Below are 24,629 nucleotides of genomic sequence, written 5' to 3' on the forward strand. Positions count from 1 at the left end.
GCCATGACCGTCGACAAGATTGCATCCATCCGTGCTCGTGTTCAGGGACTGCTCGAAGAGCGCGGCGACAGGCAGCCGCTTCTGGATACGGATTCGCTCTTCTTCAGCGGACGGCTGGATTCGCTCGCGGCCACGCATTTGATGATGCTGCTCGAGGAGACTTTCGGGATCGATCTGGCTGCTGCCGATTTCGACGTGACCCGTCTCGACAGTCTCGCCGAGATCGAAGCCTTTGTCAGCGAGACGCAAGGATAAGGCTTCACGGCGGATCAGATTTCCCGGCAATCCACGTCGTCGTGTTGCGTCAGGACGGCGCTCTGCATAGGTCCGTTCCGTCTTCAAGGAAGTGCTTGTATCGATCTCCGCAGTGGCCTAGTAAATATTTTCCTGAGGTTTACTGGTTTCCTTGGGAAACAGGTGGAGGAGGGACAGGCCGCCGTGGTGACGATCAAGGAAATCGCGAAGGCCGTCGGCGTTTCGTCGGGGACCGTCTCCCGTGTCTTGAACTACGACCAGACGCTGTCGGTCTCCGAGGCCAAGCGGCAGGCGATCATCGAAACGGCCGAAGCGCTGAACTATGCGACGCCACGCGCGCGCAAGAGCGCCCATCTTCCTCCGCTCAATATTCCGATGGCCAGCCATGCGGACGTGTCGGCGCATGTCGCCATCGTTCACTTCCTGGCGCCGCAGGAGGAGCTGGTCGATCCCTATTATGTCGGTGTGCGGCTCGGCATCGAGGCCCGCTGCCGCGAGTACAAGATCGAGATCGCACGGGTGTTCAATCCCGATGTGCCCGTCGATCTTGCGCTGTTGACGGGTATCTCCGCAGCGATCGTGGTCGGGCATCATCCCAAGGCAGAGATCGAGGCGATGGCCAAGGTCTGTCCGCATCTGATCATGGCCGACTACAATCCGCGCATGCCGCAATTCGACTGCGTTCGCGCTGATCTGGGCGAGGCGACGACAACTATCCTCGACAGTCTGGAACAGGCGGGATATCGCCGAATCGGCTTTGTCGGCGGCTACGAGCTGATGGACAATGATGCGCTGATGCATGGGGAGCAGCGCTGCAAGGCCTTCATCGAATGGCACGAGGCGCGCGGGAGCTACCAGCCCGAGCTCATGGCGCTTGGCCAGAGCGAGCGCTTCGGACAGAACCTCCGGCTGGAGACCGGTTACCAGCAGGCGAAATCGCTGCTCGCACTCGATACGCCCCCCGATGCCATCGTTGCGGCGAACGACAATATGGCGATCGGTACCTACAGGGCCATCCAGGAGGCCGGGATGTCCATACCTGATGATGTCGCGGTGGTGGCCTTCAACGACATTCCTGTTGCGCAATTTCTTAACCCGCCGCTGTCGACCATGCGCATTCCCGGCGAGCTGATCGGCGAAGTGGCTGTCGACCTGCTTGTCGAGCGGCTGAACGGGCGCGACTATTCCAAGCATGTTACCCTGCCGACCGAAATGGTCTGGCGCGGCAGTGCGAGAAAGCCTGTGCGCACTTAAGTCTTCGTGGAAAGGTTGTGAGATCCTCGTGACTTACCGCAGCGCACAAAATATTTAGTAAAAATTTTCTTGGCTGTCTTCCGATTTTGAGGAATAGTCACCGCGAGGCAGGGGATGGAGCTGCCGCGTTCAACGATACAGTGGGAGGAAGACATGGACTATTCTCGCGCCTTCAAGCGCTCGATTTCGGCCACCGTTGCTGGCGCCGCACTTCTCTGCAGCACCGCCGCCTTTGCCGGTGAAGTCACCATCTGGTGCTGGGACCCGAACTTCAACGTCGCCATCATGAAGGAAGCGGCGGCGCGCTATACCGCCAAGAACCCTGACACGACCTTCAACATCGTCGACTTCGCCAAGGCCGATGTCGAGCAGAAGCTGCAGACGGGTCTGGCCTCCGGCATGACTGACACGCTGCCGGATATCGTGCTGATTGAAGATTATGGCGCGCAGAAATATCTGCAGTCCTTCCCCGGCTCCTTTGCCGCGCTGACTGACAAGATCGACTATTCCGGCTTTGCCAAATACAAGGTCGACCTGATGACGCTCGAAGGCCAGGTCTATGGCGTTCCCTTCGATTCCGGCGTGACCGGCCTTTACTATCGCACTGATTATCTTGAGCAGGCCGGCTACAAGGCCTCCGATATGGAGAACCTGACCTGGGACCGCTTCATCGAGATCGGCAAGGACGTGAAGGCCAAGACCGGCCATGAGATGATGGCGCTCGACTCGAATGACGGCGGCCTGATCCGCATCATGATGCAGTCTGGCGGCCAGTGGTATTTCAACGAGGACGGCAGCCTCAACATCACCGGCAATGCTGCGCTGAAGGCCGCACTCGAAACCCAGGCCCGCATCGTCAACGAAGGCGTTGCCAAGCCAACCAGCGGCTGGAATGACGGCATCAGCGCTCTGACTTCGGGCGATGTGGCCTCGGTTCTGATGGGCGTCTGGATTACCGGCACCGTCAAGTCGCAGGCCGACCAGGCCGGCAAGTGGGCGCTGACCGCCATTCCGAAACTCAACATCGAGGGTGCGACGGCTGCGTCGAACCTTGGCGGTTCGAGCTGGTATGTGCTGGAAGCCTCCGCCGAGAAGGATGAGGCGATCGACTTCCTCAATGAGATCTATGCCAAGGACCTCGATTTCTACCAGAAGATCCTGACCGAACGTGGCGCCGTGGGCTCGCTGCTTGCTGCCCGCACCGGTGAAGCCTATCAAAAGCCCGACGAGTTCTTCGGCGGCCAGACGGTCTGGCAGAACTTTGCCGATTGGCTCGTGCAGGTACCTGCCGTCAACTACGGCATTTTCACCAACGAGCTCGATACGGCTGTCACGGCCAATTTCCCGGCGCTCTTGAAGGGCACACCGGTGGATGAGGTCTTGAAGGCGATCGAAGATCAGGCTGCCACTCAGATCCAGTAAACCCATCCCACAGGGGCGTCTTCCCAAGGATTACGCCCCTGTCCTCCCGGAGACGTGCGGCGGCAACGCCGCGCGCCTTCCCTTTGCATAACATGGTTCAGTGACCACTGATCGGGTTCGGGGATAACCGCATGGCGACCACATCCAGATCCAGTTTGAAGCGCTATTACGACGTCAACGGATGGCTGTTCGTGGCGCCCGCCATCGCGCTGATCTCGCTCTTCATGCTCTATCCGATTGCCCGCTCGCTCGTTCTCTCCCTGTATTCGGGACGCGGAATGATGCTGAAGTTCTCAGGCACGGGTAACCTCGTGCGTCTCTGGAACGATCCCGTCTTCTGGCAGGCGCTGCAAAACACCGTCATTTTCTTCATCATTCAGGTGCCGATCATGATCACCATGGCACTGATCCTGGCGGCCATGCTGAACAATCCGAAACTGCGCTTTTCCGGCCTCTTCCGGACGATGATCTTCCTGCCCTGTGTTGCCTCGCTGGTGGCCTATTCCATCCTGTTCAAGAGCATGTTTTCGCTCGACGGCGTGGTGAACAACACGCTGCTTACGATCGGCATCATCGGCGAGCCGATCGGCTGGCTGACCGATCCCTTCTGGGCCAAGGTGCTGATCATCATCGCCATTACCTGGCGCTGGACCGGCTACAACATGATTTTCTATCTGGCGGCGCTGCAGAATATCGATCGCTCGCTCTATGAGGCGGCGAAGATCGACGGCGTGCCGTCCTGGGGGCGTTTCGCCTTCCTGACCATTCCGATGTTGAAGCCGGTGATCCTGTTCACCACGATCACCTCGACGATTGGCACGCTACAGCTCTTCGACGAGGTCTATAACTTCACCGAAGGCACGGGCGGGCCGGCGAATTCGACGCTGACCTTGTCACTCTACATCTACAATCTGACCTTCCGCTTCATGCCGAGCTTCGGTTATGCGGCAACCGTCTCCTATGTCATCGTGCTGATGGTGGCGGTTCTCTCCTTCCTGCAATTCTATGCCGCGAGGGAACGTCGATGATGACAACGCTTCGCCGCCGCCTGCCTGATATCGTGCAGTATGCCGTGCTGTCGCTTGCCGCCTTCCTCTCGATCTTTCCGTTCATCTGGATGGTGATCGGCGCGACCAATACGACAAGCCAGATCATCCGCGGGAAGGTTACCTTCGGCACGGCGCTCTTCGACAACATCGCGTCCTTCTTCGCGCAGGTGGATGTGCCGCTGGTGTTCTGGAATTCGGTGAAGATCGCGCTTGTGGGAACGGCGCTCACGCTGCTCGTCTCTTCGCTTGCCGGCTATGGTTTCGAGATGTTCCGCTCGAAGCTCCGCGAGCGCGTCTATACCGTGATCCTGCTGACGCTGATGGTGCCGTTCGCGGCTCTGATGATCCCGCTCTTCATGCTGATGGGGCAGGCGGGGCTTCTGAATACCCATATCGCCATCATGCTGCCGATGATCGCGTCTGCCTTCATCATCTTCTATTTCCGCCAGGCCTCGAAGGCCTTCCCGACCGAGCTTCGCGATGCGGCCAAGGTCGACGGGCTGAAGGAGTGGCAGATCTTCTTCTACATCTATGTGCCGGTGATGCGCTCCACCTATGCGGCGGCCTTCGTCATCGTTTTCATGCTGAACTGGAACAATTATCTCTGGCCGCTGATCGTGCTGCAGTCGAACGATACCAAGACGATCACGCTTGTCGTGTCCTCGCTCGCTTCTGCCTATTCGCCCGAATACGGCACCGTGATGATCGGCACGATCCTCGCCACCCTTCCCACTCTTCTCGTTTTCTTCGCCATGCAACGCCAATTCGTGCAGGGCATGCTCGGCTCCGTGAAATAGGACTTTGAAATGCGCATTATCGAGAACTTCAACCGGGACTGGACCTTCCTGGCCGGCTTCGAACTCGCCTTCGCCTCGGCCCGCCAGTCGGGCGAAAACGTCCAGCTTCCCCATACGGCGGTCGAGCTGCCCTACAATTACTTCGACGAGAAGAGCTATCAGAAGGCTTTTACATACCAGAAGGTGATCGCCTGGGATCCGCGTTTTGAGGGCCGCGAAGTCTCGCTGGTTTTCGACGGGGCCATGGCTGATAGCGTGGTCTATCTGAATGGTATTGAGATCACTGCCCACAAGGATGGCTACACGCCGTTCGAGGCCCGGCTCACGCCGCATCTGAAGGCTGGTAACAATCTGCTGACAGTGAAGATCGACGGCTCGGAAAACCCCGAGATCCCGCCCTTCGGCGGCGTGATCGACTATCTCACCTATGCCGGCATCTATCGCGACGTCTGGCTCAAGATTACCGCGCCGGTTTCGATCAAGAACGTCAAGATCGAGACGCCGGATGTTCTGGCCGAAGCCAAGCAGGTGACGGCGAAGGTCTGGATTTCCAATCCAACCGATCAGGCGCTTTCGGGCAAGGTCACGGCTGTTCTGAAAGATGGTGCAGGTCAGGAGATCGCGCGGACCGAGGCGACCGTATCAGGCGCAGAGGTCTCGCTCGGCTTTTCCGGACTTCAGGGCATCACGCTCTGGGATATCGACAATCCGGCGCTCTACCGTCTGACCGTTATGCTGGAGACCGCTGCCGGTACCGATGAGACGACGAGCCGTTTCGGCTTCCGTTCTGCCGAATACACGATCGAGGGCTTCAAGTTGAATGGCCGTGTGGTCAAGCTGCGGGGCCTCAACCGCCATCAGGCCTGGCCGCATCTCGGCTATGCCATGGGCCGGCGCGGTCAGGAGAAGGATGCCGACATCCTGAAATACGACCTCGCTTGCAACATCGCCCGGACCTCCCACTACCCGCAGTCTAAATACTTCCTCGACCGCTGCGACGAGATCGGTCTGCTCGTCTTCGAAGAGATCCCCGGCTGGCAGCATATCGGCGGCGAGGCCTGGAAGGCGGAGAGCGTTCAGAACGTGCGCCGGATGATCGAGCGCGACTGGAACCATCCCTCTGTTATCATCTGGGGCGTGCGCATCAACGAAAGCCAGGATGCCCATGACTTCTATGTCGAGACGAATGCCATGGCGCGTTCGCTCGATACCACCCGCCAGACAGGCGGCGTGCGCTACATCACCGAGAGCGAGCTGCTCGAAGACGTCTACACAATGAACGACTTCATTCTCGGCATGGAGGAAATGCCGGGGCACAACCGGGAGCGCCTGGTGCTGCGTGACCAGCGCGAGGTCACGGGGCTCGACCGCAAGGTGCCCTACATGATCACCGAATATGGCGGTCACATGTATCCGACCAAGCGCTTCGATCAGGAGCAGCGGCAGGCGGAGCATGTCGGTCGTCACCTGGCGATCCTGAATGCGGCCGCAGGCGACCCCTCGATCTCAGGCTCCACCGGCTGGTGCATGTTCGACTACAACACCCACAAGGATTTCGGCTCGGGCGACCGCATCTGCTATCACGGCGTCACCGACATGTATCGCGAGCCGAAATTCGCCGGTTACGCCTATGCCTCGCAGGGCGATCCAAAGGATGGGATCGTGCTTCAGCCGGTCAGCTTCTGGGCACGCGGCGAGCGCAATATCGGCGGCGTGTTGCCGCTGATCGTGCTCACCAATTGCGACTATGTCGAAATCCGCATGGGGCATATCGTCAAGCGGATCGAACCCGATACCAAGACCTATCCGCATCTGCCGCATCCGCCCTGCATTCTCGACCACAGCATGGTGACGCCGGAAGAGTTTGGCGAATGGGGAATGACCTGGCGGGATGGCGAACTCGTCGGCTTTGTCAACGGCGAGGAAGTGGTTCGCCGCCATCTGCCGGCCGATCCGCTGCCGACGGCGCTCGACATCGCGGCCGATGACACAGAGCTCAGGTCTGGCGAGAAGGACACGGTTCGCGTCATCCTGCGTGCGCTCGATCAGGGCGGCAATGTCTTGGGCTTCTTCGACGATCCGGTCGAGGTCTCGCTTGAGGGCCCGGGCCGTATTATCGGCCCCTCGCTTCTGTCCTTCAAGGGTGGCGCGGTGGGCGTCTATGTCGAAGCCGGAAACGAAGCCGGTCACTTGACGCTATCTGCGACTTGCTGTCCCTTCGGGACCAAGCGCATCACCTTCAACGTCACCTGAGCGAGGCTTAAATGGCAGAGGTCCGGCTCACCGATATCCGCAAGTCCTATGGCTCGCTCGAGGTCATCAAGGGGGTAAACCTCGAGGTGCGTTCGGGGGAGTTTGTCGTCTTCGTCGGCCCTTCCGGCTGCGGCAAGTCCACGCTGCTCAGAATGATCGCGGGGCTTGAGGATATCTCCTCCGGGGAGCTGACGATCGGCGGCAGCGTGATGAACGATGTCGATCCATCGAAGCGTGGCATTGCCATGGTGTTCCAGACCTATGCGCTTTATCCGCACATGACCGTGCGCGAGAACATGGGCTTTGCGCTCCGCTTTGCCGGTATGGCGAAGGACGAGATCGAGCGCCGCGTCAATGCGGCGGCGAAGATCCTGGAACTCGACGCGCTGATGGATCGCAAGCCCAAGGCTCTGTCCGGTGGTCAGCGCCAGCGCGTCGCCATCGGTCGCGCCATCGTGCGTCAGCCTGACGTTTTCCTGTTCGATGAGCCGCTCTCCAACCTCGATGCGGAGCTGCGCGTGCATATGCGCGTCGAGATCGCCCGGCTGCACAAGGAGCTCAACGCCACGATCGTCTATGTCACGCATGACCAGGTCGAGGCGATGACGCTGGCCGACAAGATCGTCGTCATGCGTGGCGGCATTGTCGAGCAGGTCGGAGCGCCGCTTGTGCTCTATGACGATCCCGACAACATGTTCGTCGCCGGTTTCATCGGTTCGCCCCGGATGAACTTTTTGCCGGCGGTGGTGATCGGCCAAGCGGAGGGTGGACAGGTGACGGTGGCGCTCAAGGCGCGACCGGATACGCAGCTGACGGTTGCCTGCGCGACCCCGCCAAAGGTCGGTGATGCCGTGACCATCGGGGTGCGCCCCGAGCATTTCCTGCCTGATGGCAGCGGCGATACGCAGCTGACGGCGCATGTCGATGTGGTCGAGCATCTCGGCAATACCAGCTATGTCTATACGCACACAATGCCTGGCGAGCAGATCATCATCGAGCAGGAAGAGCGCCGTCACGGAGGCCGGCTGGGCGATGAAATCACGGTCGGGCTTTCGGCGAAGACCAGCTTTCTCTTCGATGCCTCGGGGCGGCGTATTCGCTAGACGAAAGGCCCGGATCGACAAGACCAAAAGGCGTGTGGAGGCACGCTTTTCCCTTTCGCACACGTGCTCGCCGCGCTAGGCTCAAGCCCATGAAAAAGGTCTTCAATCCCCCTTCCGTCCGCCGTCCCTTCGGGCATTACAATCACGGTCTGCTCGTGCCGCCGGGCGCGAGCCTTCTGGTCACCTCCGGCCAGCTCGGCATCCACCCCGATGACACGATACCACCTGATGTCACCGGCCAGGCCGAGCTGTGTTTCGAGGCGATCAAAGCGATTCTGGAAGAGGCCGAGATGACGTTCGCGGATGTGATCCGGATCTCCGGCTTTGTGACGAGACGCGAAGCTTTTCCTGACTATATGGCGGTGCGTGATCGCTACACGCTCGACCCCAAACCGGTCTCGACACTGCTGGTGGTGGGTGGCTTCACGCGGCCGGAGTTTCTGGTCGAAGTCGAGGTGACGGCGGCCAAGGTGGTCTGACCGCCAGCCTTTCTCTCAGAAATTTTCCATCTCGCGGCGCACCTTGGCCATGAAGGCGGCACGGGTTTCTTCCGTGCAGTTGTTCATGTCGTAATGGGCAAGATACTTCACCGGGGCACCGATCTTGATCTGGGCGCGGATGACGCGCTTGACGATCTTCTTCGGTGGATTGCCGGCGAGGAAGGCGCGCATTGGGGTGGCGCCATAGGTCATGACGGCGGCGAGTTTTTTGATGTGGCGGAGCGTCGGGGTGAGCTTGCCGTCCACCAGGTCGAAGGAGACGCCGGGCAGCCAGACGCGATCGAAATAGCCCTTCAGCATAGCCGGGAAGCCGAAGTTCCAGACTGGCGTCACGATAACAAGTGCTTCGGCTCTTTTCAGGCGGTCGACATAGGGTTGTACCAGCGAGAGGTTGTCCGGGATGTCGTGATAGACGCGGCGGTCATGGGCAGAAAGGACAGGGTCGAAACCCTCTTCGTAGAGATTGCAGCCGTCGACCTCGTGGCCGGCCTTTTCCAGGCTCTCGCAGGTGAGCTTATAAAGGGCTCGACCGAAGCTTTCATCGAGGGGGTGGGAGTGAAGGACGAGTACGCGCATTTCAAAAGCTCCAAGTCGTTGCCCGCCGCTTTCGCAGTCGGGGTCCAGTTGAAAACTTCCGCGCCGTTTGTCCCAGCATCCCTGTCCTTCGCCGCCTGATGCCGAGGGATGGGGGATGCCATGTCAGGTGTTGCATGGGCCGGACTGATCCGGCCGGGAGTACCTTCGGAATAAGTTCGTTCCGGCGGTTATCCGTTGCGGCTCCGGAACGGGAAGCCGCAACGCATCTGATGTGCCTTATGAGGCTTCGGAAAACACCTCCAGGCCCGGGAACAGGTAGTTCTTGCCGGCGGAGAAATCGAAATCAGGGTTCTCCCAGGCAATCATCTTGCCGGGGTTGAGCAGGCCCTTCGGATCCGTCTCCTTCTTGAAGGCGAGCTGGACCTGGTCGGTCTGCTTCATGCCGCCTTCTTCGAGCGTATAGCGGTGCGGGTTGAAGATAGGGCAGCCGTTTTCCTCGTGGATGCGGATGATCTCCTCCAACCTCTCCTTGGTGGTGTAGCGCACCAGCGGCAGGCCGGCGCACTGGATCTGGCCGTCGAACTTGATGAATTCTAGATGGCCGATGACCTCGTCGGGGAAGAGCTCGGTCATGATCCGAACCTTCTCGACATGGTCGGGGCCGGGATACTGGACCTGGAGATAGGTGATGTTGGTATCGAGCTTCAGCGCCCGCAGCGTCGTATGGTTCCAGGTCAGCTCATAGGCATGCGGGATGCCCTTCATGCTTTCGACCGTGTCGGAGCGGAAGCGCACATCGCCCTTCATCCGCTCGACGAGCGCGAGGAAAGGCTCCATCGAATGCGGCGCGACCATCAGCACGACCACTGACTGGCCTTCCTTCAGCCAGGGCTTATGGCGGGTGAAGTAGTCGAATGGAATGGGAGCTGCGATCGGGGCGACTTCCTTCAGGAGAATGCCGTTCTTGTGGGAGAGCGCATCGGCGAATTTTACCGCGTCCATGAACTCGCCATAGCCGACGATCACATCGATCCAGTCATAAGCCGGTGCCAGCGGCATCTCGACTTCGGTGATGATGCCGTTCGTGCCATAGGCATGTGAGACCTTCTGCAGATCCCAGGCGGAGAGTTCGAGCACGCGGGGCTCGGCTTCCATGGTGACGACGCGCAGGCGCAGGATATTGCCGAGGTCGCGCAAGCCGCCCCAGGTGATCGAGCCGACGCCGCCGGAGCCACCAGCGATGAAGCCGGCGACGCTCGCGGTCTGCTTGGTCGAGGGATGGAAGCGCAGTTCCTGGCCGGAGTGTTCCTTGGTCTGGCGGTCGAGTTCGGCGATGATGATGCCGGGCTCGCAGATGACGCGACCGGGCAGGATCTCCTTCACCTTGTTCATGTTGATGAGGTTCAACACGATGCCGCCCGAGAGCGGCATGGCCTGGCCATAATTGCCAGTGCCGCCGCCGCGCGGCGTGACCGGCACGCCGTGGGCATAGGCCACTTTCAGCGTGCGGATGACCTCTTCTTCCGTCGTCGGCGAGACGACGAGGTCACCGACGACATTGTCGAGTTCTTCCTTCAGGATCGGCGAATACCAGTAGAAATCGCGGCTCTTCTGTTTGACCAGCGCCGGATTGTCCTCGACGGCGATGCCTTCCAGCTCTTCGATGATTTTGGCGTAGTCGGCCATGTCTATGCTCCAAGCAACGGGTCAAGTTCGCGGTAATCCGGCAGGCTGCGGTCGATGCCCATGCCATTCCGCATCACGATGCGGTCGGCCTGCGGACGGGAAAGGTATTCGCTCCAGCGGCGGGCACTGAAGAGGACGAGATCCGCCTTGCCGCCGACTGTGATGCGGCCGTGGTCGGGGCGCTTGAGGATATCGGCGGGGGTGCGGGTGACGACGCGGGCTGCGGTGTCCAGCGGATGGTCGAGATGGATGATGCGCACTGCCTCGCGGAAGACTTCGACGGGGTCGAGATCGCCATAGGCATAGAAGGGGTCGCGGGTGTTGTCGGAGGAGACGGCGGTGGCGACGCCGGCTGCTGACAGTTCGTGGAAGAGGGTGACGCCGCGCTGGCGGGGCGTGCGGCCCGGGTGACGGTCCTGCAGATACATGTTGCACATCGGCAGCGAGACAACCGAGAGGCCGGCCTCCGCCACCAGATCGATGGTGCGTTTCGCCATGTCCTCGTCCTGCCGGGCAAGCGAGCAGCAGTGGCCGACGGTGATAGAACCCTCGAAGCCATTGCGTATCTTCGCCTCCGCGATGGTCTTCAGCGTCAGGGTTTCCTTGTCCTGCGTCTCGTCGACATGCAGATCGATGTCGAGGCCATTCTCGGAGGCGGTGCGGAACAGGATGTCGAGCTTCTGGTCAAGCTCCGGCATCAGATAGGTGACGCCGCCGAGCAGGCCTTTGTTGGCGACTATGACCTCGACCAGATCCTTGAAGAAGGCCTCGTCGGTGATCTGGTCGAAGGGGAAGAGGGCGGCGGCCTGCAGGTCGATCTTGCCGGCCCAGGCTTCGCGAACTTCGGCAAAGACTTCGAAAGAGATGCGGTGCTGGGGCGCCAGACTGTCGAGATGGGTGCGGATCAGGCTGGTCCCATGGGCATAGGCCGTACGCAGCGAGAATTCCATGCGGGCCTTGACGTCTTCAGCCGACCAGCGGGCTTCGCGATCGGTTTTCACGGCTTCGAGCGCGCCTACGAAGTCGCCCGAGGGGTTGGGCCGGCGGTCCCAGATATGGCCCTTGTCGAGATGGGTGTGCATGTCGACGAAAGTCGGCCAGACCATGCCATTGCGGAGATCCGTCGACGGCAGGCCTGATGGAGCCTCGCCGGGCTTCAGGATCGCCTCGACCTTGCCGTCTGCGACGACAATGTCGGCGCTGATCAGGCCTTCACAGGCGGGCGCTTCGACGCCGTCGACGCAGACTTCCGGCAGCGTCGCATTGGCAAGGACGAAGCGCTTGGCGGCGGGCAGGTTGGTAATCGGGCTCGACATCAGTTTTCTCGTTTCAGGCTGCTCTCGTGCCAGCGATGCAGCGCCAGCCAGGAAATGAACGAGGTAATGGCGAAGATCACCACACCGAGGCAGGAAAGCAGGAAGAGGGCGGCAAACAGGCGCGGAATGTTCAGACGGAACTGGGCCTCGAGCAGGCGGAAGGCAAGGCCCGATCCGGCGCCCGCCGATCCGGCGGCAAATTCTGCGACGACGGCAGCAATCAGGGCGAGGCCGCCACCGATGCGCAGGCCCGTCATGAAATAGGGAAGCGAGGCTGGGAGCTTCAGATAGAGGAGGGTCTGCCAGCGCGAGGCGCCGTAGAGGTCGAAGAGATTGAGCAGGTTATGATCGACGCTCTTCAGGCCCTGGACCATGTTCGACAGGATCGGGAAGAAGGCGACGAGGAAGGCGCAGATCAGCAGCGCCACTTGCGTCGAGGGGGAATAGATCAGGATCAGCGGGGCGATCGCGACGATCGGGGTCACCTGCAGGATGACGGTGATCGGGTAGAAGGCGATCTCGATCCATTTCGACTGGACGAGGGCAACGGCGATGCCGACGCCGCCCAACAGCGCTAGCCCAAGCGACATCAGGGTGATCTTGGTGGTGACCCAGAGGGCTGGCGACAGCGTGCCCCAGTCCTTGAACAGGGCGCCGGCAACCGCGATCGGGCCGGGCAGGATGTATTGCGGAACGCCCGAGACCCAAACGCCGACCTGCCAGACGATAATCAGCAGACAGACAACGAGGATGGGAACGAGGATTTTCAACAGCGTTTCGGCCGGTCCGGTCATCAGTGATGCTCCCCGCCCATGGCTTCGATCAGGGTCTTCGAAACGGTTTCACAGGCCTGACGGTATTCCTCGGAGGTGCGGTAAAATGCGTCCCGTTCCAGGCTGGTCTGCAGCGGGAAGTCGGCATGCACGCGGCCTGGCCTTGCCTTCATCACCACAATGCGGCTCGAGAGGTAAGCGCTTTCGAAGACGGAGTGGGTGACGAAGATTACCGTGATGCCGGTCTCCTTCCAGAGGGCCAGCACATCGTCGTTCAGCTTCTGCCGGGTGATTTCGTCGAGGGCGGCGAAGGGTTCGTCCATCAAAAGCAGTTTCGGCTTGGTGACGAGGGCGCGGGCGATCGAGACGCGCATCTTCATGCCGCCGGAAAGTTCGCGCGGATAGGCGTCCGTGAAATCCTTGAGGCCGACCCGATCGAGGGCAGCCAGGATATCAGCCCTGGCGGCAGACTTGGAGATGCCGCGCAGCTTGAGCGGCAGGTAGACATTGCCGAAGACGGTCGCCCAGGGCATCAGCGTCGGTTCCTGGAAGACGAAGGAAATGTCGCCTTCGGGCAGGCCTTTGGAGTTGATGCGGGAGCTTGGCCAGTCAATGGTGCCGGTTGTGACGTCACCGAGGCCGGCGATGATGCGCAGTGCCGTCGACTTGCCGCAGCCGGAGGGGCCGAGCAGCGAGACGAACTCGCCGCCGTTGACGGTGAGCGACATGTCCGTGAGTGCGACCGTGCCGCTGGAAAAGACCTTGGACACGTCCTTCATCACCACGAGCGCCCGGCGCTGTTCGGGAGGGGGCGAGGTGATGGGGTCTTCGGTGGCTGGCAAACTGGTCATTCTGTCTCGCGTTACATCCGCGTTGCATTCTGGTGTTGCGGCAGTGGTGGTGTTGCGAGGTGGGTTACCCCCCTCTGTCCTGCCGGACATCTCCCCCTCAAGGGGGGAGATCGGATTGCGGCTTATGCTTTACCCTCCCCTCGAGGGGGAGGGTCGGCACGCAGTGCCGGGGTGGGGTGATGTCAGCGGATACGGCCGATCACACCCACCCGCAGCTTCGCTGCGACCTCCCCCCTCAAGGGGGAGGTGGAGATTACTTCTTCAGCCCCATGCCCACGCCCTTGCAGACGAACTGGGTGGTGTAGGCCTTCTTGTAGTCGAGGTCTGCCGGCTGGACGCCGATCTGGACCATGGCGTCGAAGAAGGCCTTGTACTTCTCGTCGGTCATGCAGCCGATGCCCTTTTCCAGCGCTTCGGCGGATTCGACGATGCCATATTCCTTCATCTTGGCGATCGAATACTCGATCTGACCATCCGTCATTTCCGGATTGTCCTTCTTGATGAGGTCGTTGGCGGCCTTGTTGTCGCCGTAGAGGTAGTTGTACCAGCCTTCAGCCGAGGCATCGACGAAGCGCTGGACGAGATCGGGCTTGCTTTCGACCATGGTCGTCGTGGTCGTGATCATCGTCGAATAGGGATTGTAGCCGTTGTCGGCGAGAAGGAAGACCTTCGGTGCCCAGCCGGCCTGCTTCTCGATCTCATAGGGTTCCGACGTCAGGTAACCCTGCTGCGCGGACTTCGGGTCGGCGATGAAGGGGGCGGGGTTGAAGGTATAGGGCTTGTACTTCTCGTCGGTGAAGCCCTCGAAGTTCTTCTTCATCCACTCATAATAGGTGACGTAGCCGTCCTTGCCCATGAAGATGCTATCGAGCTTGGCGAGGTCGGCAAACTTCTCGATGCCCTGATCGGGATGGGCGAGCAGGACCTGTGGGTCCTTCTGGAAGATGGCTGCGACGTCGATGAGCGGGATGCCTTCCTTGACGGCATCCATTTCGCCGAGCGGGCTGCCCATGTAGAAATCAACCTTGCCGGCGATCAGCAGTGCGCGGTTCGCAGCCTGCGGGCCGCCCTGGATCACGGTGACCTTCAGGCCGTATTTTTCATAGGTGCCGTCGGCCACGGCCTGGTAGAAGCCGCCATGTTCAGCCTGGGCCAGCCAGTTGGTGCCGTAGGTGACCTCGTCGAGGGCGAGAGCGGCGGAAGTTGAACACAGCGAAGCTGCAAGGCCCATCAGGGCAAAGAGGCTGGTCTTGGTGAGCGTGTCGCGCATTGATCGTTCCCCTGTTCGTTGCAGGACCCGTTTTCGGGCTCCCTTTTCAGTCATTTGATCGGTCCGATTGCGTCTTGAAAAGCATCAAATTTCGCCCGCATCGATGCTTTTTTTGCACTGCTCACGAGATTGATGCATAGTGATGCGGCATGACTAATTTTTACGCAGCGGAGGCCTCGTGCTGCACTCCAGAAAGCTCATCTACATCAACGAAATCGTCCGTTGTGGCTCTATCCGGAAGGCGGCCCAGCGCCTCAATGTCGCATCATCTGCGGTCAACCGCCAGATCCTGGCGCTGGAGGAAGAACTCGGGGCGCCACTCTTCGAGCGTTTGCCGAAAGGGCTCAGGCTGACGGCCGCCGGTGAGCTCTGTGTCGAGCACATCCGCGATGTGCTGAAGAACTACGAGCGGCTTGAGGGTCGGATCCGCGGCTTGAAGACGCCGCATGCCGGCAAGGTGTCGCTTGTCACGACGGTCGGGCTTGCCTCCGGGCCGCTGCCGGAAATCCTTGCCGGTTTCGTCGCCGAGCATCCCCGCATCCAGATCAAGCTGCGCAATGATGGGGGCTCAACGACGATCAATCCCGTGCTGACCGGCGAGGTCGATCTCGGTCTCGGCTTCAACATCCCGGCGACCCCCGGTATCCGCACGCTTGCGAATGTCGATGTGCCCGTGGGCGTCGTGTTGCCGCCCGGGCATCGGCTGGCGCGGGAGGAGGGGCCGATAGACCTCGTCGAGGTGGTTCAGGAGCCCTTGATCCTGGCGCAGTCAGGCACCAGCCTGCGCAACATCATCGATCTGGCGCTGGCGCCGCTGCCGCTGCTTGTCGAGCCTGTTGTCGAGACCAACTCCTCGGAATTGATGAAGCAGCTGGTCAAGGCCGGTACGGGGCTCACCATGCTCAACCCGCTCGATGCCGTCGCCGAATGCCGACGCGGCGAGCTGATCTTCCGGCCCTTGACCGAGGCGCATGTCCGTCATCAGCCGATGAAGCTTTTTGCCCGTGCAAGGGCGCCGCTCGACTCCGCGACCAGCCTCTTCGTCGAATATCTGATGCAGGAGCTTCTGGCGCTTGTTCAGGATCTCAAGGCGCGGGGACATATTCCTGAGACCATTCGCGGTCAGAGCTGAGGGGCGAGTGTTCGGTCAGCCGGGCGTGTAGAGGTTCGAGAGCGGATAAGCCATGACGTCGCGCAAGAGTTCGATGAAGCCCGCGACCTGATGGCGGCAGATCGCGGCACCCTTTTCGGCAGTGCCCTTCGAGGCGTCGCCGACCACGCCATGCGGGTTGAGGTCATGGGCGATCCAGGCGAGCGAATGCGGCGGCAGGGGTGTCAGATAATTCGAGCTGGCGCGCATCTCCTCGGCTTTCGAGATAAAGTTCTGGGCCTTGTCCATTCGGACGAGCTCGGGGCGAAAGTGCAGCATCAGCGATGTCTCGACTTCACCGCCATGGATGCCGTAGCGGCTCTCATGCTCGGAGATCATGCCCTCCGGGTTTCCGAAGCGGCCCCATTGGGTCGAGACGACGACCATCTGGTGTCGGACCCGCAGTTCGCGGCCGACAATGCTCATGACGTCGACATTGCCGCCATGGGAATTGACGATGACGAGCTTGCGAATGCCGGCTTCTGCCACCTTCGCGCCGATGGCCGTCCAGGCCGGGATCAGGATCTCCGGGCCGAAGGACAGGCTGCCGGGCCCGTACACATGCTCGTTGGCCTTGCCGATTTCCTGGGTGGGAAGAACGAGGAAGTCGAGATCATCGGGGCGCTGGGTCTGCAATTCCGCCAGCATGCCGTTTGCGATGGCCACGTCGGTGGCAATGGGCAGGTGGGGTCCGTGCTGCTCGGTCGAGGCGATCGGCAGGATGGCGATCGTCGTATCCGGCGAAAGCCCTGCAAAATCCGTCGTCGTCAGTTCGTTCCAGAAAAATGGTCTGGTCATTGCCGTCTGCCTCTGCGTCTCTGTTCACCTCGTTCGATAAGGCAAAATCGTGGGGTCAGAAAAGCATCATATTCCGCTCGCGCCGATGCCAAATTGCGCTCGCGCGGCTTGCTGCTTTCAAGTTCCGGGTCAAAGGCGACCGGCGACAGCAGTGAGGCAGCGGCGTGACGCCGCATTGCCGGAAGGCAGCTTTGACCCCAGTTATGGAAGACGAAAACTCTCCCCGTGAAAGGCGACCATGTCCGCGCAGGTGACCGTCTGGTTCGACAGCAGTTGTCCTCTCTGCCAGCGAGAGATCGCCTTGATGCGCCGTCTCGACAGTCGCGGTGCGATCAACTTTATCGATGCGTTTGACCCTCAAGGCAGTTGTCCGATCGATCGAGCCGAGCTTCTGGCCCGGTTCCATGCAGAAGAAGGGGGAAAACTCCTGTCGGGTGCAGCGGCTTTCGCGGCGATGTGGCGGGCCATTCCCGTGTTGCGACCGCTCGGTCTCCTGGCCGGATGGAAACCGTTGACGCCTGTTTTCGAAGCCGCCTATTGGGGTTTTCTGCGCATCCGCCCGCGCCTGCAGCGTCTGGTCCGTTCCTCCTCAACTTCATGATTCCGTTGCGGTAAGTTGTTCCTTGAGGCTTTCTCTTCGTGAGGTTGGCCAGCCTTGTCTGGGCGAATGACGCAAAGGCTCTGGATCGCCGATCTATTGATGTGTTTCCGTCTCAATTCTTGCTGCAATGCAGCAAGCGCTCCGGCAATACAGTGACTCCTGCGACTAACGGAGAATGTACGATCTCCGGGGGATTCGTTACTCCTAAACAATTGTCTATTCCGCCTTGGGACAAGGATTGGCGGAATCGACGTGGAGGCAAGGGGCGTCCTGGGGGACGTCTCATCGAGGAAAGGGAGGAGTACTCGTGACGGATAAATCTTCGTCTAACGCTTACTGGTCAGCAAACGTTCGCATTATCTACATCTGCCTGGCGATCTGGGCCATCGTATCCTATGGGTTCGGTATCCTGCTTCGTCCGGCTCTGTCCGGCATCGCCGTCGGTGGAACCGATCTCGGCTTCTGGTTCGCCCAGCAAGGCTCGATCATCGTCTTCATCGCGCTGATTTTCGGCTACTCGGCGTACATGAACAAGATCGACCGCGAATTCGGCGTCGACGAGCAGTAAGGCGGACCAACAATGGATCAGTATACACTTAATCTGCTGATCGTAGGCGCGTCCTTTGCGCTCTACATCGGCATTGCCATCTGGGCTCGCGCCGGGACCACGGCCGAGTTTTACGCTGCAAACCGCGGCGTCAACCCGGTCATGAACGGCATGGCCACTGCAGCCGACTGGATGTCGGCGGCTTCCTTTATCTCGATGGCTGGCCTGATCGCCACTGTCGGCTACGGCAACTCCACCTTCCTCATGGGCTGGACCGGCGGTTATGTTCTGCTCGCGCTCCTGCTTGCTCCCTACCTGCGTAAGTTCGGCAAATACACCGTTCCGCAGTTCATCGGTGACCGCTTCTACAGCCAGGGCGCGCGCCTTACGGCTGTCGTCTGCCTGATCATCATCTCGGTGACCTACGTTATCGGTCAGATGACCGGTGCCGGCGTCGCCTTCTCGCGCTTCCTGGAAGTCAACGTCTCGACCGGTCTGTGGATCGCGTCTGCCGTTGTTTTCTGCTACGCCGTTCTCGGTGGGATGAAGGGCATCACCTATACGCAGGTCGCCCAGTACATCGTTCTGATCATCGCCTATACCATTCCGGCGATCTTCATTTCGCTGCAGCTGACCGGCAACCCGATCCCGTGGTTCGGCCTCTTTGGCACGCATACGGAATCGGCACTGCCGCTCTTGCAGAAGCTTGACCAGGTCGTCACCGACCTCGGCTTCAACGCCTACACTGCTCAGGGCTCCATGCTGAACATGACCCTGTTCACGCTGTCGTTGATGATCGGCACCGCCGGTCTGCCGCACGTCATCATCCGCTTCTTCACCGTTCCGAAGGTCTCGGATGCCCGTTGGTCTGCCGGTTGGGCGCTCGTCTTCATCGCCCTTCTCTATCTGACGGCTCCGGCTGTTGGCGCCATGGCACGCCTGAACATCATCGACACGATCTTCCCCGGCGGCACGCAGCAGGAGGCTGTCCTTTACGACGAGCGTCCGGACTGGATGCGCAACTGGGAAGTCACGGGTCTTCTGAAGTTCGAAGATAAGAATGGCGACGGCCGTATCCAGTACTACAACGACAAGTCCGAAGGCTTTGCCGCCACGGCTGCCGAGCGTGGCTGGACGGGCAACGAGCTGACGATCAACAACGACATCCTCGTTCTCGCCAATCCGGAAATCGCACAGCTGCCGGGCTGGGTTATCGCTCTCATCGCTGCCGGCGGTCTTGCAGCCGCTCTGTCGACTGCGGCCGGTCTGCTTCTCGCCATCTCGTCTGCGATCAGCCACGACCTGATCAAGGACTTCCTGAAGCCTGATATCTCCGAAAAGGGCGAGCTTCTGGCTGCCCGTATCGCGATGGCTGGTGCAATTCTGGTCGCAACGCTTCTGGGTCTCAACCCACCGGGCTTCGCGGCACAAACGGTTGCTCTCGCCTTCGGTCTGGCGGCTGCAACGATCTTCCCGGCTCTGATGATGGGCATCTTCTCGAAGCGCATCAACTCGGTCGGCGCCACGCTCGGCATGATCGTCGGCCTCGTGGTCACCTGCTTGTACCTGTTCACCTATCTGGGCTGGTTCTTCATTGCAGGCACCAACATGATGGAGAACGTTCCGGCCAACTACATCTTCGGCATCCCGCCGACGGCGTTCGGCCCGATCGGTGCACTGCTCAACTTCGCCACGGCCTATATCGTGTCGATGATGACCCAGGCTCCGCCGAAGCATGTACAGGATCTCGTCGAATCCATCCGCGTTCCGCGCGGTGCGGGTCAGGCGACTGGTCACTGATACCGATGATCAACCGGGAGGGGCGAGTATATCGCCCCTCCTGTCCCTCAAACAGCCAGGGCACGGTCGTGCCGCATGAGGGCAAATCCGATGATCCAGGCACAATCCGACGTGCTGGCATTTCTCGAGACGGTCCATCCTTACGACAGTCTCCCGAGAGACGAGATCGAACGGGTCTCGATCCGCTTCCAAGAGTTTTCCTTTTCGGCCGGTGCCGAAATCTATCACCGCGGCTCTCCGCTGCCCGGCATATTCCTCATCATGGACGGGGCCGCGGAAATCATGGATGCCACCAATACGGTGGTCTCCGAGCTCGCGCCTCGCAACTCCTTCGGCGAACGCGGCCTGTTGGCCGACGGCTTTGCGGCGACGACGGCAACGGCCCGCGGCGACTGCACGCTGCTGATGCTGCCGAAGGACGAGTTCCGCCGCCTGATGCAGGAACAGCCGGTATTCGCCCGCTTCTTCACGCGCGGCCGGTTTGCCGATAGCCGGCGCGGCGACATGGCCATCCAGAAGGTCAGCGAGTTGATGTCGCGACCCCCTATCGTCTGTGCGCCGACCGATACGGTGCGCTCGGCTGCCGCCCTCATGCGGGAGCGGCATGTCTCGAGCCTCGGCGTCGTCGATGGCGGGCGCTTTCTCGGTATCCTCACCACCCGAGACCTGGCGGGGCGCGTGCTCGCTGAAGGGCTCGACCCTGACGCGACCCCGGTATCTGACGTGATGACCGCCGACCCGGTCGGATTGCCCGGAGAGGCTCTGGGCTCCGACATCCTGCATCTGATGCTCGAGCGGCGAGTCGGACATCTTCCGGTCGTCGAGGGTGAGCGGCTGGTGGGAATGATCACACAGACCGATCTCATTCGCTTCCATGCGATCAGTTCGGCGCAGCTGATCCGGGACATCGCAACGTCAGAAACGCCGGAGGCGATGCGTGCGATCACGACACGCATCCCGCAGCTGCTCGTTCAGCTCGTCGGCAGCAACAACGCCCATGAGGTGGTGACTCGGCTGATTACCGATATCGCCGATAGCGTCACTCGCCGGCTGATCATGCTGGCGGAGCGGGAGCTTGGACCGCCTCCTGTTCCCTATGTCTGGCTTGCCTGCGGCAGTCAGGGGCGGCAGGAGCAGAGTGGCGTCAGCGACCAGGATAATTGCATCTTCATCGAAGACGGCGTCGAGCCCGAGGAAATGCCCTGGTTCCAGCAACTGGCCGCCAAAGTCAGCCGTGGTCTCGACATCTGCGGATACTTCTATTGTCCGGGCGACATGATGGCGACCAATCCGCGCTGGTGCCAGCCGGTTTCGGTCTGGCGAAACTATTTCCGCGACTGGATCTACAAGCCCGATCCGACCGCGCAGATGCTGGCCAGCGTGATGTTCGATCTGCGGCCCATCTGTGGTGCGTCGTCACTCTTTCAGGATCTGCAGGCGGAAACTCTCGAAGAGGCGAGCCGCAACTCGATCTTCACCGCCCACATGATCAGCAACTCGTTGAAGCACGCGCCGCCGCTTGGACTTCTCAGGGGGTTTGCCACGATCCGCAGCGGCGAGCATCGCAACCAGATCGACATGAAGCACAATGGTGTGGTTCCAGTTGTCGATCTCGGACGCGTCTATTCGCTGATCGGCAAACTTGCCCCGGTGAATACGCGAGCGCGGCTGCTTGCGGCGGAAGAAGCGGGTATCATCTCCGGTGCCGGAGCCCGGGATCTCGTTGCAGCCTACGATCTCATCGCGGACATGCGCCTGCGCAACCAGGTTCGGCAGGTGCGCGACGGTCGCAAGCCGGATAACTTTCTGGCACCCTACGATTTCGGTGATTTCGAGCGCTCGCATCTTCGCGATGCCTTCGTCGTCGTCAGAACCATGCAATCGGCGCTCGCCAATGGCGGACGGGCGCCCGTCTGAAGGAATGAAGAATGCTGTTTGAGTTGATCGCCGCGGTGGTGACAGGTGTTGCTCTGGCCGGTGTGGCGATGCTGCTGCGCTGGATAAGCCGGGGTTTGCTGCCTAAGTGGATCGTCCCGGCCATGGCTGGCCTCGGCATGTTGAGCTATTCGATCTGGAGCGAGTACAGCTGGTTCGATCGCATGAACATCGCCTTGCCCGGTCTCGCGGTCTCCTGGAAAAACGAGCAGACGGCGTTCTGGCGCCCCTGGTCCTATATCGAGCCTGTGACCACGCGTTTCACAGCCGTTGATCTGAAGTCTGCCAAGCGGAATCCGAACCAGCCGGGTCTGGTCATGATTGACATTCTGCTGTTGGCCCGTTGGCAGCCGGTTACGCCGGTCAGAGTGGTTTTTGACTGCCAGAATGCGCGGCGCGCCGATCTGGTCGATGGGAATGTCAGCATTGCGGATGATGGGAGTCTCGTGGGGGCAGAGTGGATCAAGCTGGAACCTGACGATGCGGCCTTGAAAATTGCATGTTCGGCCGGATGAGGGGATCATGGTGACCAGGATCAGCCTGCGCGGACGTATCCTGCTCTTCTTCGTGGGGCTGGCTGTCGGTGCTGTTGCGGCTTTGGCCGTCGGTCTGTGGTTCGGCTACCACCGCGAAGCCAGCCCGGACATGCTGAACGCCTTCGTGCAGAGTGCTATCGCTGCCGGCTTTCTGATCCTCGCTCTGATCACCTGGGTCTGGTTCCTCTTCGACACCCATCTCGCACGTCCCATCGACAAGGTGGCATCGGCCATGCGTGCCCGGGCGCATGCCGATGTGGGCAATGACTTTCAGGCAGAGGAAGCGCGCTATCTTGGCGATCTTGCCGATGCCGCCTCCGCAACCGCAGCGACCCTTGCGCAGACGCGGGGCGCCCTGGCGGAACAGGTGCAGCGGGAGACCACGCGTCTGTCGTCCGACAAGAACAAGCTCGAACAGCTGCTCGCCGACGTGCCGCCTGCCGTTCTTCTCTGTACGGGCCGACATCATCTCGTCTTCTACAACGGGGTGGCGCAGCAGATGCTGACGGGCTCGCAGCGCCCGGTCTGTCTTGATCGCAATATCTTTGACTATCTGAGCGAAGGGCCGATCCGTGACGCGCATCACCGGCTTCTAGAAAGCTCGGATCCGGACACGGTGGTCGAGTTCATCTGTCTCAGCCCCTGCGGTCGGCGCAGGCTCGCCGGGCGCATGAGGCTTGCCAGCGACAACGGTGGCGATCAGGCGGCCTATGTCATGACCCTTCGCGATGTGACGACGGAGGTTGCGGCCTATGCCCGGCGTGACGCTCTTCTCGGTGACGTGTTCCTGCAGGTCCGGCCCATCGTCTCTGACCTGCGCCATGCACTTGTTTCGCATGGGCCCGGCACAGGAGGCGATGCCCCTGTTTCGGTGCAGCTTCAGGCGCTGGATGCGACGCTAGCGGATCTCGAAGCCCGCTTTGAAAGCTGTCGATCGGATGGTTGGCCAATGGCGCCGACGGATGTGAGGGAGCTCGCCGGCCAACTCCGCCGTGACCTTGAGGGGCAGAAGCTCACGCTCGACGCCGAGGTCGCCGAAATTGCCGTCCGCTGCAATGCCTTCGATATCGTCAGTCTCCTGGGACACCTTGTCTCCCGGGTCAGCAAGGCGACTGCTGCTGCTCATTTTCATCTCGCGGTTAGCGAGGCCCAGGGGGCTGCCGATCTTACCTTGTCCTGGAAGGGCGGCGCCGTGTCGCCCGAAAGCGTGGATGAATGGCTGGGAGAGCCGGTCTTCGACGGTGGGGTGACCTGTGAGACGATACTCAGGACCCACGGCATCGTTCTGGTCGTTGGGGCCGATGATGACGCGCCGTCGATCTCGACCCGGCTGCGGCCGATCGAGCGGCTGCGACCGGTCGGGGCGGACGTGTCGCGGCATGTCGTCTACGATTTCGATCTGCTCTCGCGCCTGCACTACGAGAAACTGTCCGACGCGCGGCTCGATAGCCTGACCTATGTGGTCTTCGATACGGAAACAACGGGGTTGCTGCCGGAACAGGGCGATGAAATCGTCCAGATCGCGGCCGTCCGCATCGTCAATGGAAAGCGCGTCAAGAACGAGGTTTTCGACCTGCTCGTCAATCCGGGGCGGCCGATACCGCCGTCCGCATCCGCAATCCATGGTGTGACCGAGGCGATGGTCGCAGATGCCGTCAATGTGCAGGAGGCCGTGCGCCAGTTTCACCGCTTCGCCGAAGGTGCTGTGCTCGTGGCACACAATGCGCCATTCGACATGGAGTTCCTCACGCGGCGGGAGAAGGAAGTCGGGCTGCGCTTCACGAACCCGATCCTGGATACGGTGCTGGTGTCAGCCACCGCCTTCGGCCGCGCCGAAACACATACGCTCGATGCTCTCGCCGACAGACTGGGCGTGCACATCGATGAAGAAGACCGACACACTGCGCTGGGCGATGCGATTGCGACCGCCGACGTCTTCATCAAGCTGAAGGACATGCTGGCCGGCCGCGGCCTGGTGCGGTTTGGAGAGGTCCTGACAGAGTTGCGCACTCATCAGAGGCTCGTTCGCGATCTCAATGATCAGGCACGCGTGTCCTGAGCGTAAGTCAGCCCTGACGCTATCCCCGCCAACGACCGCTTTCAGTCAAGGTCCGTGGCGATGACAGGTGGGTGACAGGTTTCGCTGCTAGGTCTATGGTTACATCTTCCCGTGGAGGCGGGACAGGTGGGACTGGG

At 60.8% G+C, this 24,629-nt stretch carries 22 protein-coding genes; 15 read left to right on the forward strand and 7 right to left on the reverse strand.

All coding sequences use genetic code 11. From position 1 onward, the window contains the following. The first annotated feature begins 3 nt into the window (after positions 1-3). The 8 genes from BSY240_RS16540 to BSY240_RS16575 all read left to right on the forward strand — a co-directional run bounded on the left by BSY240_RS16540 (position 4) and on the right by BSY240_RS16575 (position 8,612). Complete coding sequence (locus tag BSY240_RS16540) at positions 4-255, forward strand: acyl carrier protein (RefSeq protein ID WP_054149523.1); 252 nt, start codon at positions 4-6, stop codon at positions 253-255. Positions 256-438: 183 nt separating this feature from the next. Continuing rightward, positions 439-1,509 (forward strand): LacI family DNA-binding transcriptional regulator, encoded by a 1,071-nt coding sequence (locus BSY240_RS16545; RefSeq protein ID WP_054149585.1) that lies wholly within the window; start codon positions 439-441, stop codon positions 1,507-1,509. Positions 1,510-1,662: 153 nt separating this feature from the next. Continuing rightward, a complete protein-coding gene (locus BSY240_RS16550) occupies positions 1,663-2,931 on the forward strand; it encodes an ABC transporter substrate-binding protein (protein WP_069044016.1) in 1,269 nt (422 codons plus the stop codon). Between the two features lie 131 nt (positions 2,932-3,062). Further along, positions 3,063-3,959 (forward strand): carbohydrate ABC transporter permease, encoded by an 897-nt coding sequence (locus BSY240_RS16555; RefSeq protein ID WP_069043024.1) that lies wholly within the window; start codon positions 3,063-3,065, stop codon positions 3,957-3,959. Beyond that, positions 3,956-4,777, forward strand: coding sequence for a carbohydrate ABC transporter permease (locus tag BSY240_RS16560; protein ID WP_082347585.1), 822 nt, complete (start codon positions 3,956-3,958; stop codon positions 4,775-4,777). Before BSY240_RS16555 ends, BSY240_RS16560 begins: the two co-directional genes overlap by 4 nt. 9 nt (positions 4,778-4,786) lie before the next feature. Then, positions 4,787-7,030 carry a glycoside hydrolase family 2 protein gene (locus tag BSY240_RS16565; RefSeq protein WP_069043025.1) on the forward strand — a complete coding sequence of 748 codons (2,244 nt, stop codon included), beginning with the start codon at positions 4,787-4,789 and terminating at the stop codon, positions 7,028-7,030. An 11-nt stretch (positions 7,031-7,041) separates the two neighbouring features. Then, a complete protein-coding gene (locus tag BSY240_RS16570) occupies positions 7,042-8,133 on the forward strand; it encodes an ABC transporter ATP-binding protein (RefSeq protein WP_069043026.1) in 1,092 nt (363 codons plus the stop codon). Between the two features lie 89 nt (positions 8,134-8,222). Then, on the forward strand, positions 8,223-8,612 hold the full coding sequence (locus tag BSY240_RS16575) for a RidA family protein (RefSeq protein ID WP_069043027.1): 390 nt from the start codon (positions 8,223-8,225) through the stop codon (positions 8,610-8,612). Positions 8,613-8,627: 15 nt separating this feature from the next. Here BSY240_RS16575 and BSY240_RS16580 read toward each other — a convergent pair whose 3' ends face one another. The 6 genes from BSY240_RS16580 to BSY240_RS16605 form a co-directional block, all read right to left on the reverse strand. Continuing rightward, complete coding sequence (locus BSY240_RS16580; RefSeq protein ID WP_069043028.1) at positions 8,628-9,209, reverse strand: NAD(P)H-dependent oxidoreductase; 582 nt, start codon at positions 9,207-9,209, stop codon at positions 8,628-8,630. A 237-nt stretch (positions 9,210-9,446) separates the two neighbouring features. Further along, on the reverse strand, positions 9,447-10,856 hold the full coding sequence (locus BSY240_RS16585; RefSeq protein WP_069043029.1) for an FAD-binding oxidoreductase: 1,410 nt from the start codon (positions 10,854-10,856) through the stop codon (positions 9,447-9,449). Between the two features lie 2 nt (positions 10,857-10,858). Then, complete coding sequence (locus BSY240_RS16590) at positions 10,859-12,172, reverse strand: cytosine deaminase (protein WP_069043030.1); 1,314 nt, start codon at positions 12,170-12,172, stop codon at positions 10,859-10,861. Further along, a complete protein-coding gene (locus BSY240_RS16595; protein ID WP_069043031.1) occupies positions 12,172-12,966 on the reverse strand; it encodes an ABC transporter permease in 795 nt (264 codons plus the stop codon). The genes BSY240_RS16590 and BSY240_RS16595 overlap by 1 nt, the downstream gene beginning before the upstream one ends. Further along, complete coding sequence (locus BSY240_RS16600) at positions 12,966-13,796, reverse strand: ABC transporter ATP-binding protein (RefSeq protein ID WP_069043032.1); 831 nt, start codon at positions 13,794-13,796, stop codon at positions 12,966-12,968. The genes BSY240_RS16595 and BSY240_RS16600 overlap by 1 nt, the downstream gene beginning before the upstream one ends. Positions 13,797-14,049: 253 nt before the next feature. Then, complete coding sequence (locus BSY240_RS16605) at positions 14,050-15,066, reverse strand: ABC transporter substrate-binding protein (protein ID WP_069043033.1); 1,017 nt, start codon at positions 15,064-15,066, stop codon at positions 14,050-14,052. A 178-nt stretch (positions 15,067-15,244) separates the two neighbouring features. On the opposite strand from BSY240_RS16605, the gene BSY240_RS16610 reads away from it, so the two are divergent. Then, entirely contained in the window at positions 15,245-16,198 is a 954-nt protein-coding gene (locus tag BSY240_RS16610; RefSeq protein ID WP_069043034.1) for a LysR family transcriptional regulator, read from the forward strand. A 15-nt stretch (positions 16,199-16,213) separates the two neighbouring features. Here BSY240_RS16610 and BSY240_RS16615 read toward each other — a convergent pair whose 3' ends face one another. Next, positions 16,214-17,014, reverse strand: coding sequence for a creatininase family protein (locus BSY240_RS16615; RefSeq protein WP_069043035.1), 801 nt, complete (start codon positions 17,012-17,014; stop codon positions 16,214-16,216). Positions 17,015-17,252: 238 nt separating this feature from the next. On the opposite strand from BSY240_RS16615, the gene BSY240_RS16620 reads away from it, so the two are divergent. From BSY240_RS16620 to BSY240_RS16645, 6 genes are all read left to right on the forward strand, one after another. Continuing rightward, entirely contained in the window at positions 17,253-17,615 is a 363-nt protein-coding gene (locus BSY240_RS16620; protein WP_069043036.1) for a thiol-disulfide oxidoreductase DCC family protein, read from the forward strand. 307 nt (positions 17,616-17,922) lie between these two features. Beyond that, positions 17,923-18,183, forward strand: coding sequence for a DUF4212 domain-containing protein (locus tag BSY240_RS16625; RefSeq protein ID WP_054148556.1), 261 nt, complete (start codon positions 17,923-17,925; stop codon positions 18,181-18,183). A gap of 12 nt (positions 18,184-18,195) precedes the next feature. Beyond that, positions 18,196-19,962 carry a sodium:solute symporter family protein gene (locus BSY240_RS16630; RefSeq protein ID WP_054148557.1) on the forward strand — a complete coding sequence of 589 codons (1,767 nt, stop codon included), beginning with the start codon at positions 18,196-18,198 and terminating at the stop codon, positions 19,960-19,962. 90 nt (positions 19,963-20,052) lie between these two features. Further along, on the forward strand, positions 20,053-21,879 hold the full coding sequence (locus BSY240_RS16635) for a DUF294 nucleotidyltransferase-like domain-containing protein (RefSeq protein WP_069043037.1): 1,827 nt from the start codon (positions 20,053-20,055) through the stop codon (positions 21,877-21,879). A gap of 11 nt (positions 21,880-21,890) precedes the next feature. Continuing rightward, entirely contained in the window at positions 21,891-22,412 is a 522-nt protein-coding gene (locus BSY240_RS16640; protein ID WP_054148559.1) for a hypothetical protein, read from the forward strand. A 7-nt stretch (positions 22,413-22,419) separates the two neighbouring features. After that, positions 22,420-24,492, forward strand: coding sequence for a 3'-5' exonuclease (locus BSY240_RS16645; protein WP_069043038.1), 2,073 nt, complete (start codon positions 22,420-22,422; stop codon positions 24,490-24,492). Positions 24,493-24,629 lie beyond the last annotated feature (137 nt).

It is taken from the genome of Agrobacterium sp. RAC06, assembly GCF_001713475.1.
In the GTDB taxonomy this organism is placed as follows: domain Bacteria; phylum Pseudomonadota; class Alphaproteobacteria; order Rhizobiales; family Rhizobiaceae; genus Allorhizobium.

Bases quoted from the DNA above. Each gene is read 5' to 3' on its own strand.
- BSY240_RS16540 (WP_054149523.1), top strand. From the start codon at position 4: ATGACCGTCGACAAGATTGCATCCATCCGTGCTCGTGTTCAGGGACTG.
- BSY240_RS16550 (WP_069044016.1), top strand. From the start codon at position 1,663: ATGGACTATTCTCGCGCCTTCAAGCGCTCGATTTCGGCCACCGTTGCT.
- BSY240_RS16555 (WP_069043024.1), top strand. From the start codon at position 3,063: ATGGCGACCACATCCAGATCCAGTTTGAAGCGCTATTACGACGTCAAC.
- BSY240_RS16560 (WP_082347585.1), top strand. From the start codon at position 3,956: ATGATGACAACGCTTCGCCGCCGCCTGCCTGATATCGTGCAGTATGCC.
- BSY240_RS16565 (WP_069043025.1), top strand. From the start codon at position 4,787: ATGCGCATTATCGAGAACTTCAACCGGGACTGGACCTTCCTGGCCGGC.
- BSY240_RS16570 (WP_069043026.1), top strand. From the start codon at position 7,042: ATGGCAGAGGTCCGGCTCACCGATATCCGCAAGTCCTATGGCTCGCTC.
- BSY240_RS16575 (WP_069043027.1), top strand. From the start codon at position 8,223: ATGAAAAAGGTCTTCAATCCCCCTTCCGTCCGCCGTCCCTTCGGGCAT.
- BSY240_RS16580 (WP_069043028.1), bottom strand. From the start codon at position 9,209: ATGCGCGTACTCGTCCTTCACTCCCACCCCCTCGATGAAAGCTTCGGT.
- BSY240_RS16585 (WP_069043029.1), bottom strand. From the start codon at position 10,856: ATGGCCGACTACGCCAAAATCATCGAAGAGCTGGAAGGCATCGCCGTC.
- BSY240_RS16590 (WP_069043030.1), bottom strand. From the start codon at position 12,172: ATGTCGAGCCCGATTACCAACCTGCCCGCCGCCAAGCGCTTCGTCCTT.
- BSY240_RS16595 (WP_069043031.1), bottom strand. From the start codon at position 12,966: ATGACCGGACCGGCCGAAACGCTGTTGAAAATCCTCGTTCCCATCCTC.
- BSY240_RS16600 (WP_069043032.1), bottom strand. From the start codon at position 13,796: ATGACCAGTTTGCCAGCCACCGAAGACCCCATCACCTCGCCCCCTCCC.
- BSY240_RS16605 (WP_069043033.1), bottom strand. From the start codon at position 15,066: ATGCGCGACACGCTCACCAAGACCAGCCTCTTTGCCCTGATGGGCCTT.
- BSY240_RS16615 (WP_069043035.1), bottom strand. From the start codon at position 17,014: ATGACCAGACCATTTTTCTGGAACGAACTGACGACGACGGATTTTGCA.
- BSY240_RS16620 (WP_069043036.1), top strand. From the start codon at position 17,253: ATGTCCGCGCAGGTGACCGTCTGGTTCGACAGCAGTTGTCCTCTCTGC.
- BSY240_RS16630 (WP_054148557.1), top strand. From the start codon at position 18,196: ATGGATCAGTATACACTTAATCTGCTGATCGTAGGCGCGTCCTTTGCG.
- BSY240_RS16635 (WP_069043037.1), top strand. From the start codon at position 20,053: ATGATCCAGGCACAATCCGACGTGCTGGCATTTCTCGAGACGGTCCAT.
- BSY240_RS16640 (WP_054148559.1), top strand. From the start codon at position 21,891: ATGCTGTTTGAGTTGATCGCCGCGGTGGTGACAGGTGTTGCTCTGGCC.
- BSY240_RS16645 (WP_069043038.1), top strand. From the start codon at position 22,420: ATGGTGACCAGGATCAGCCTGCGCGGACGTATCCTGCTCTTCTTCGTG.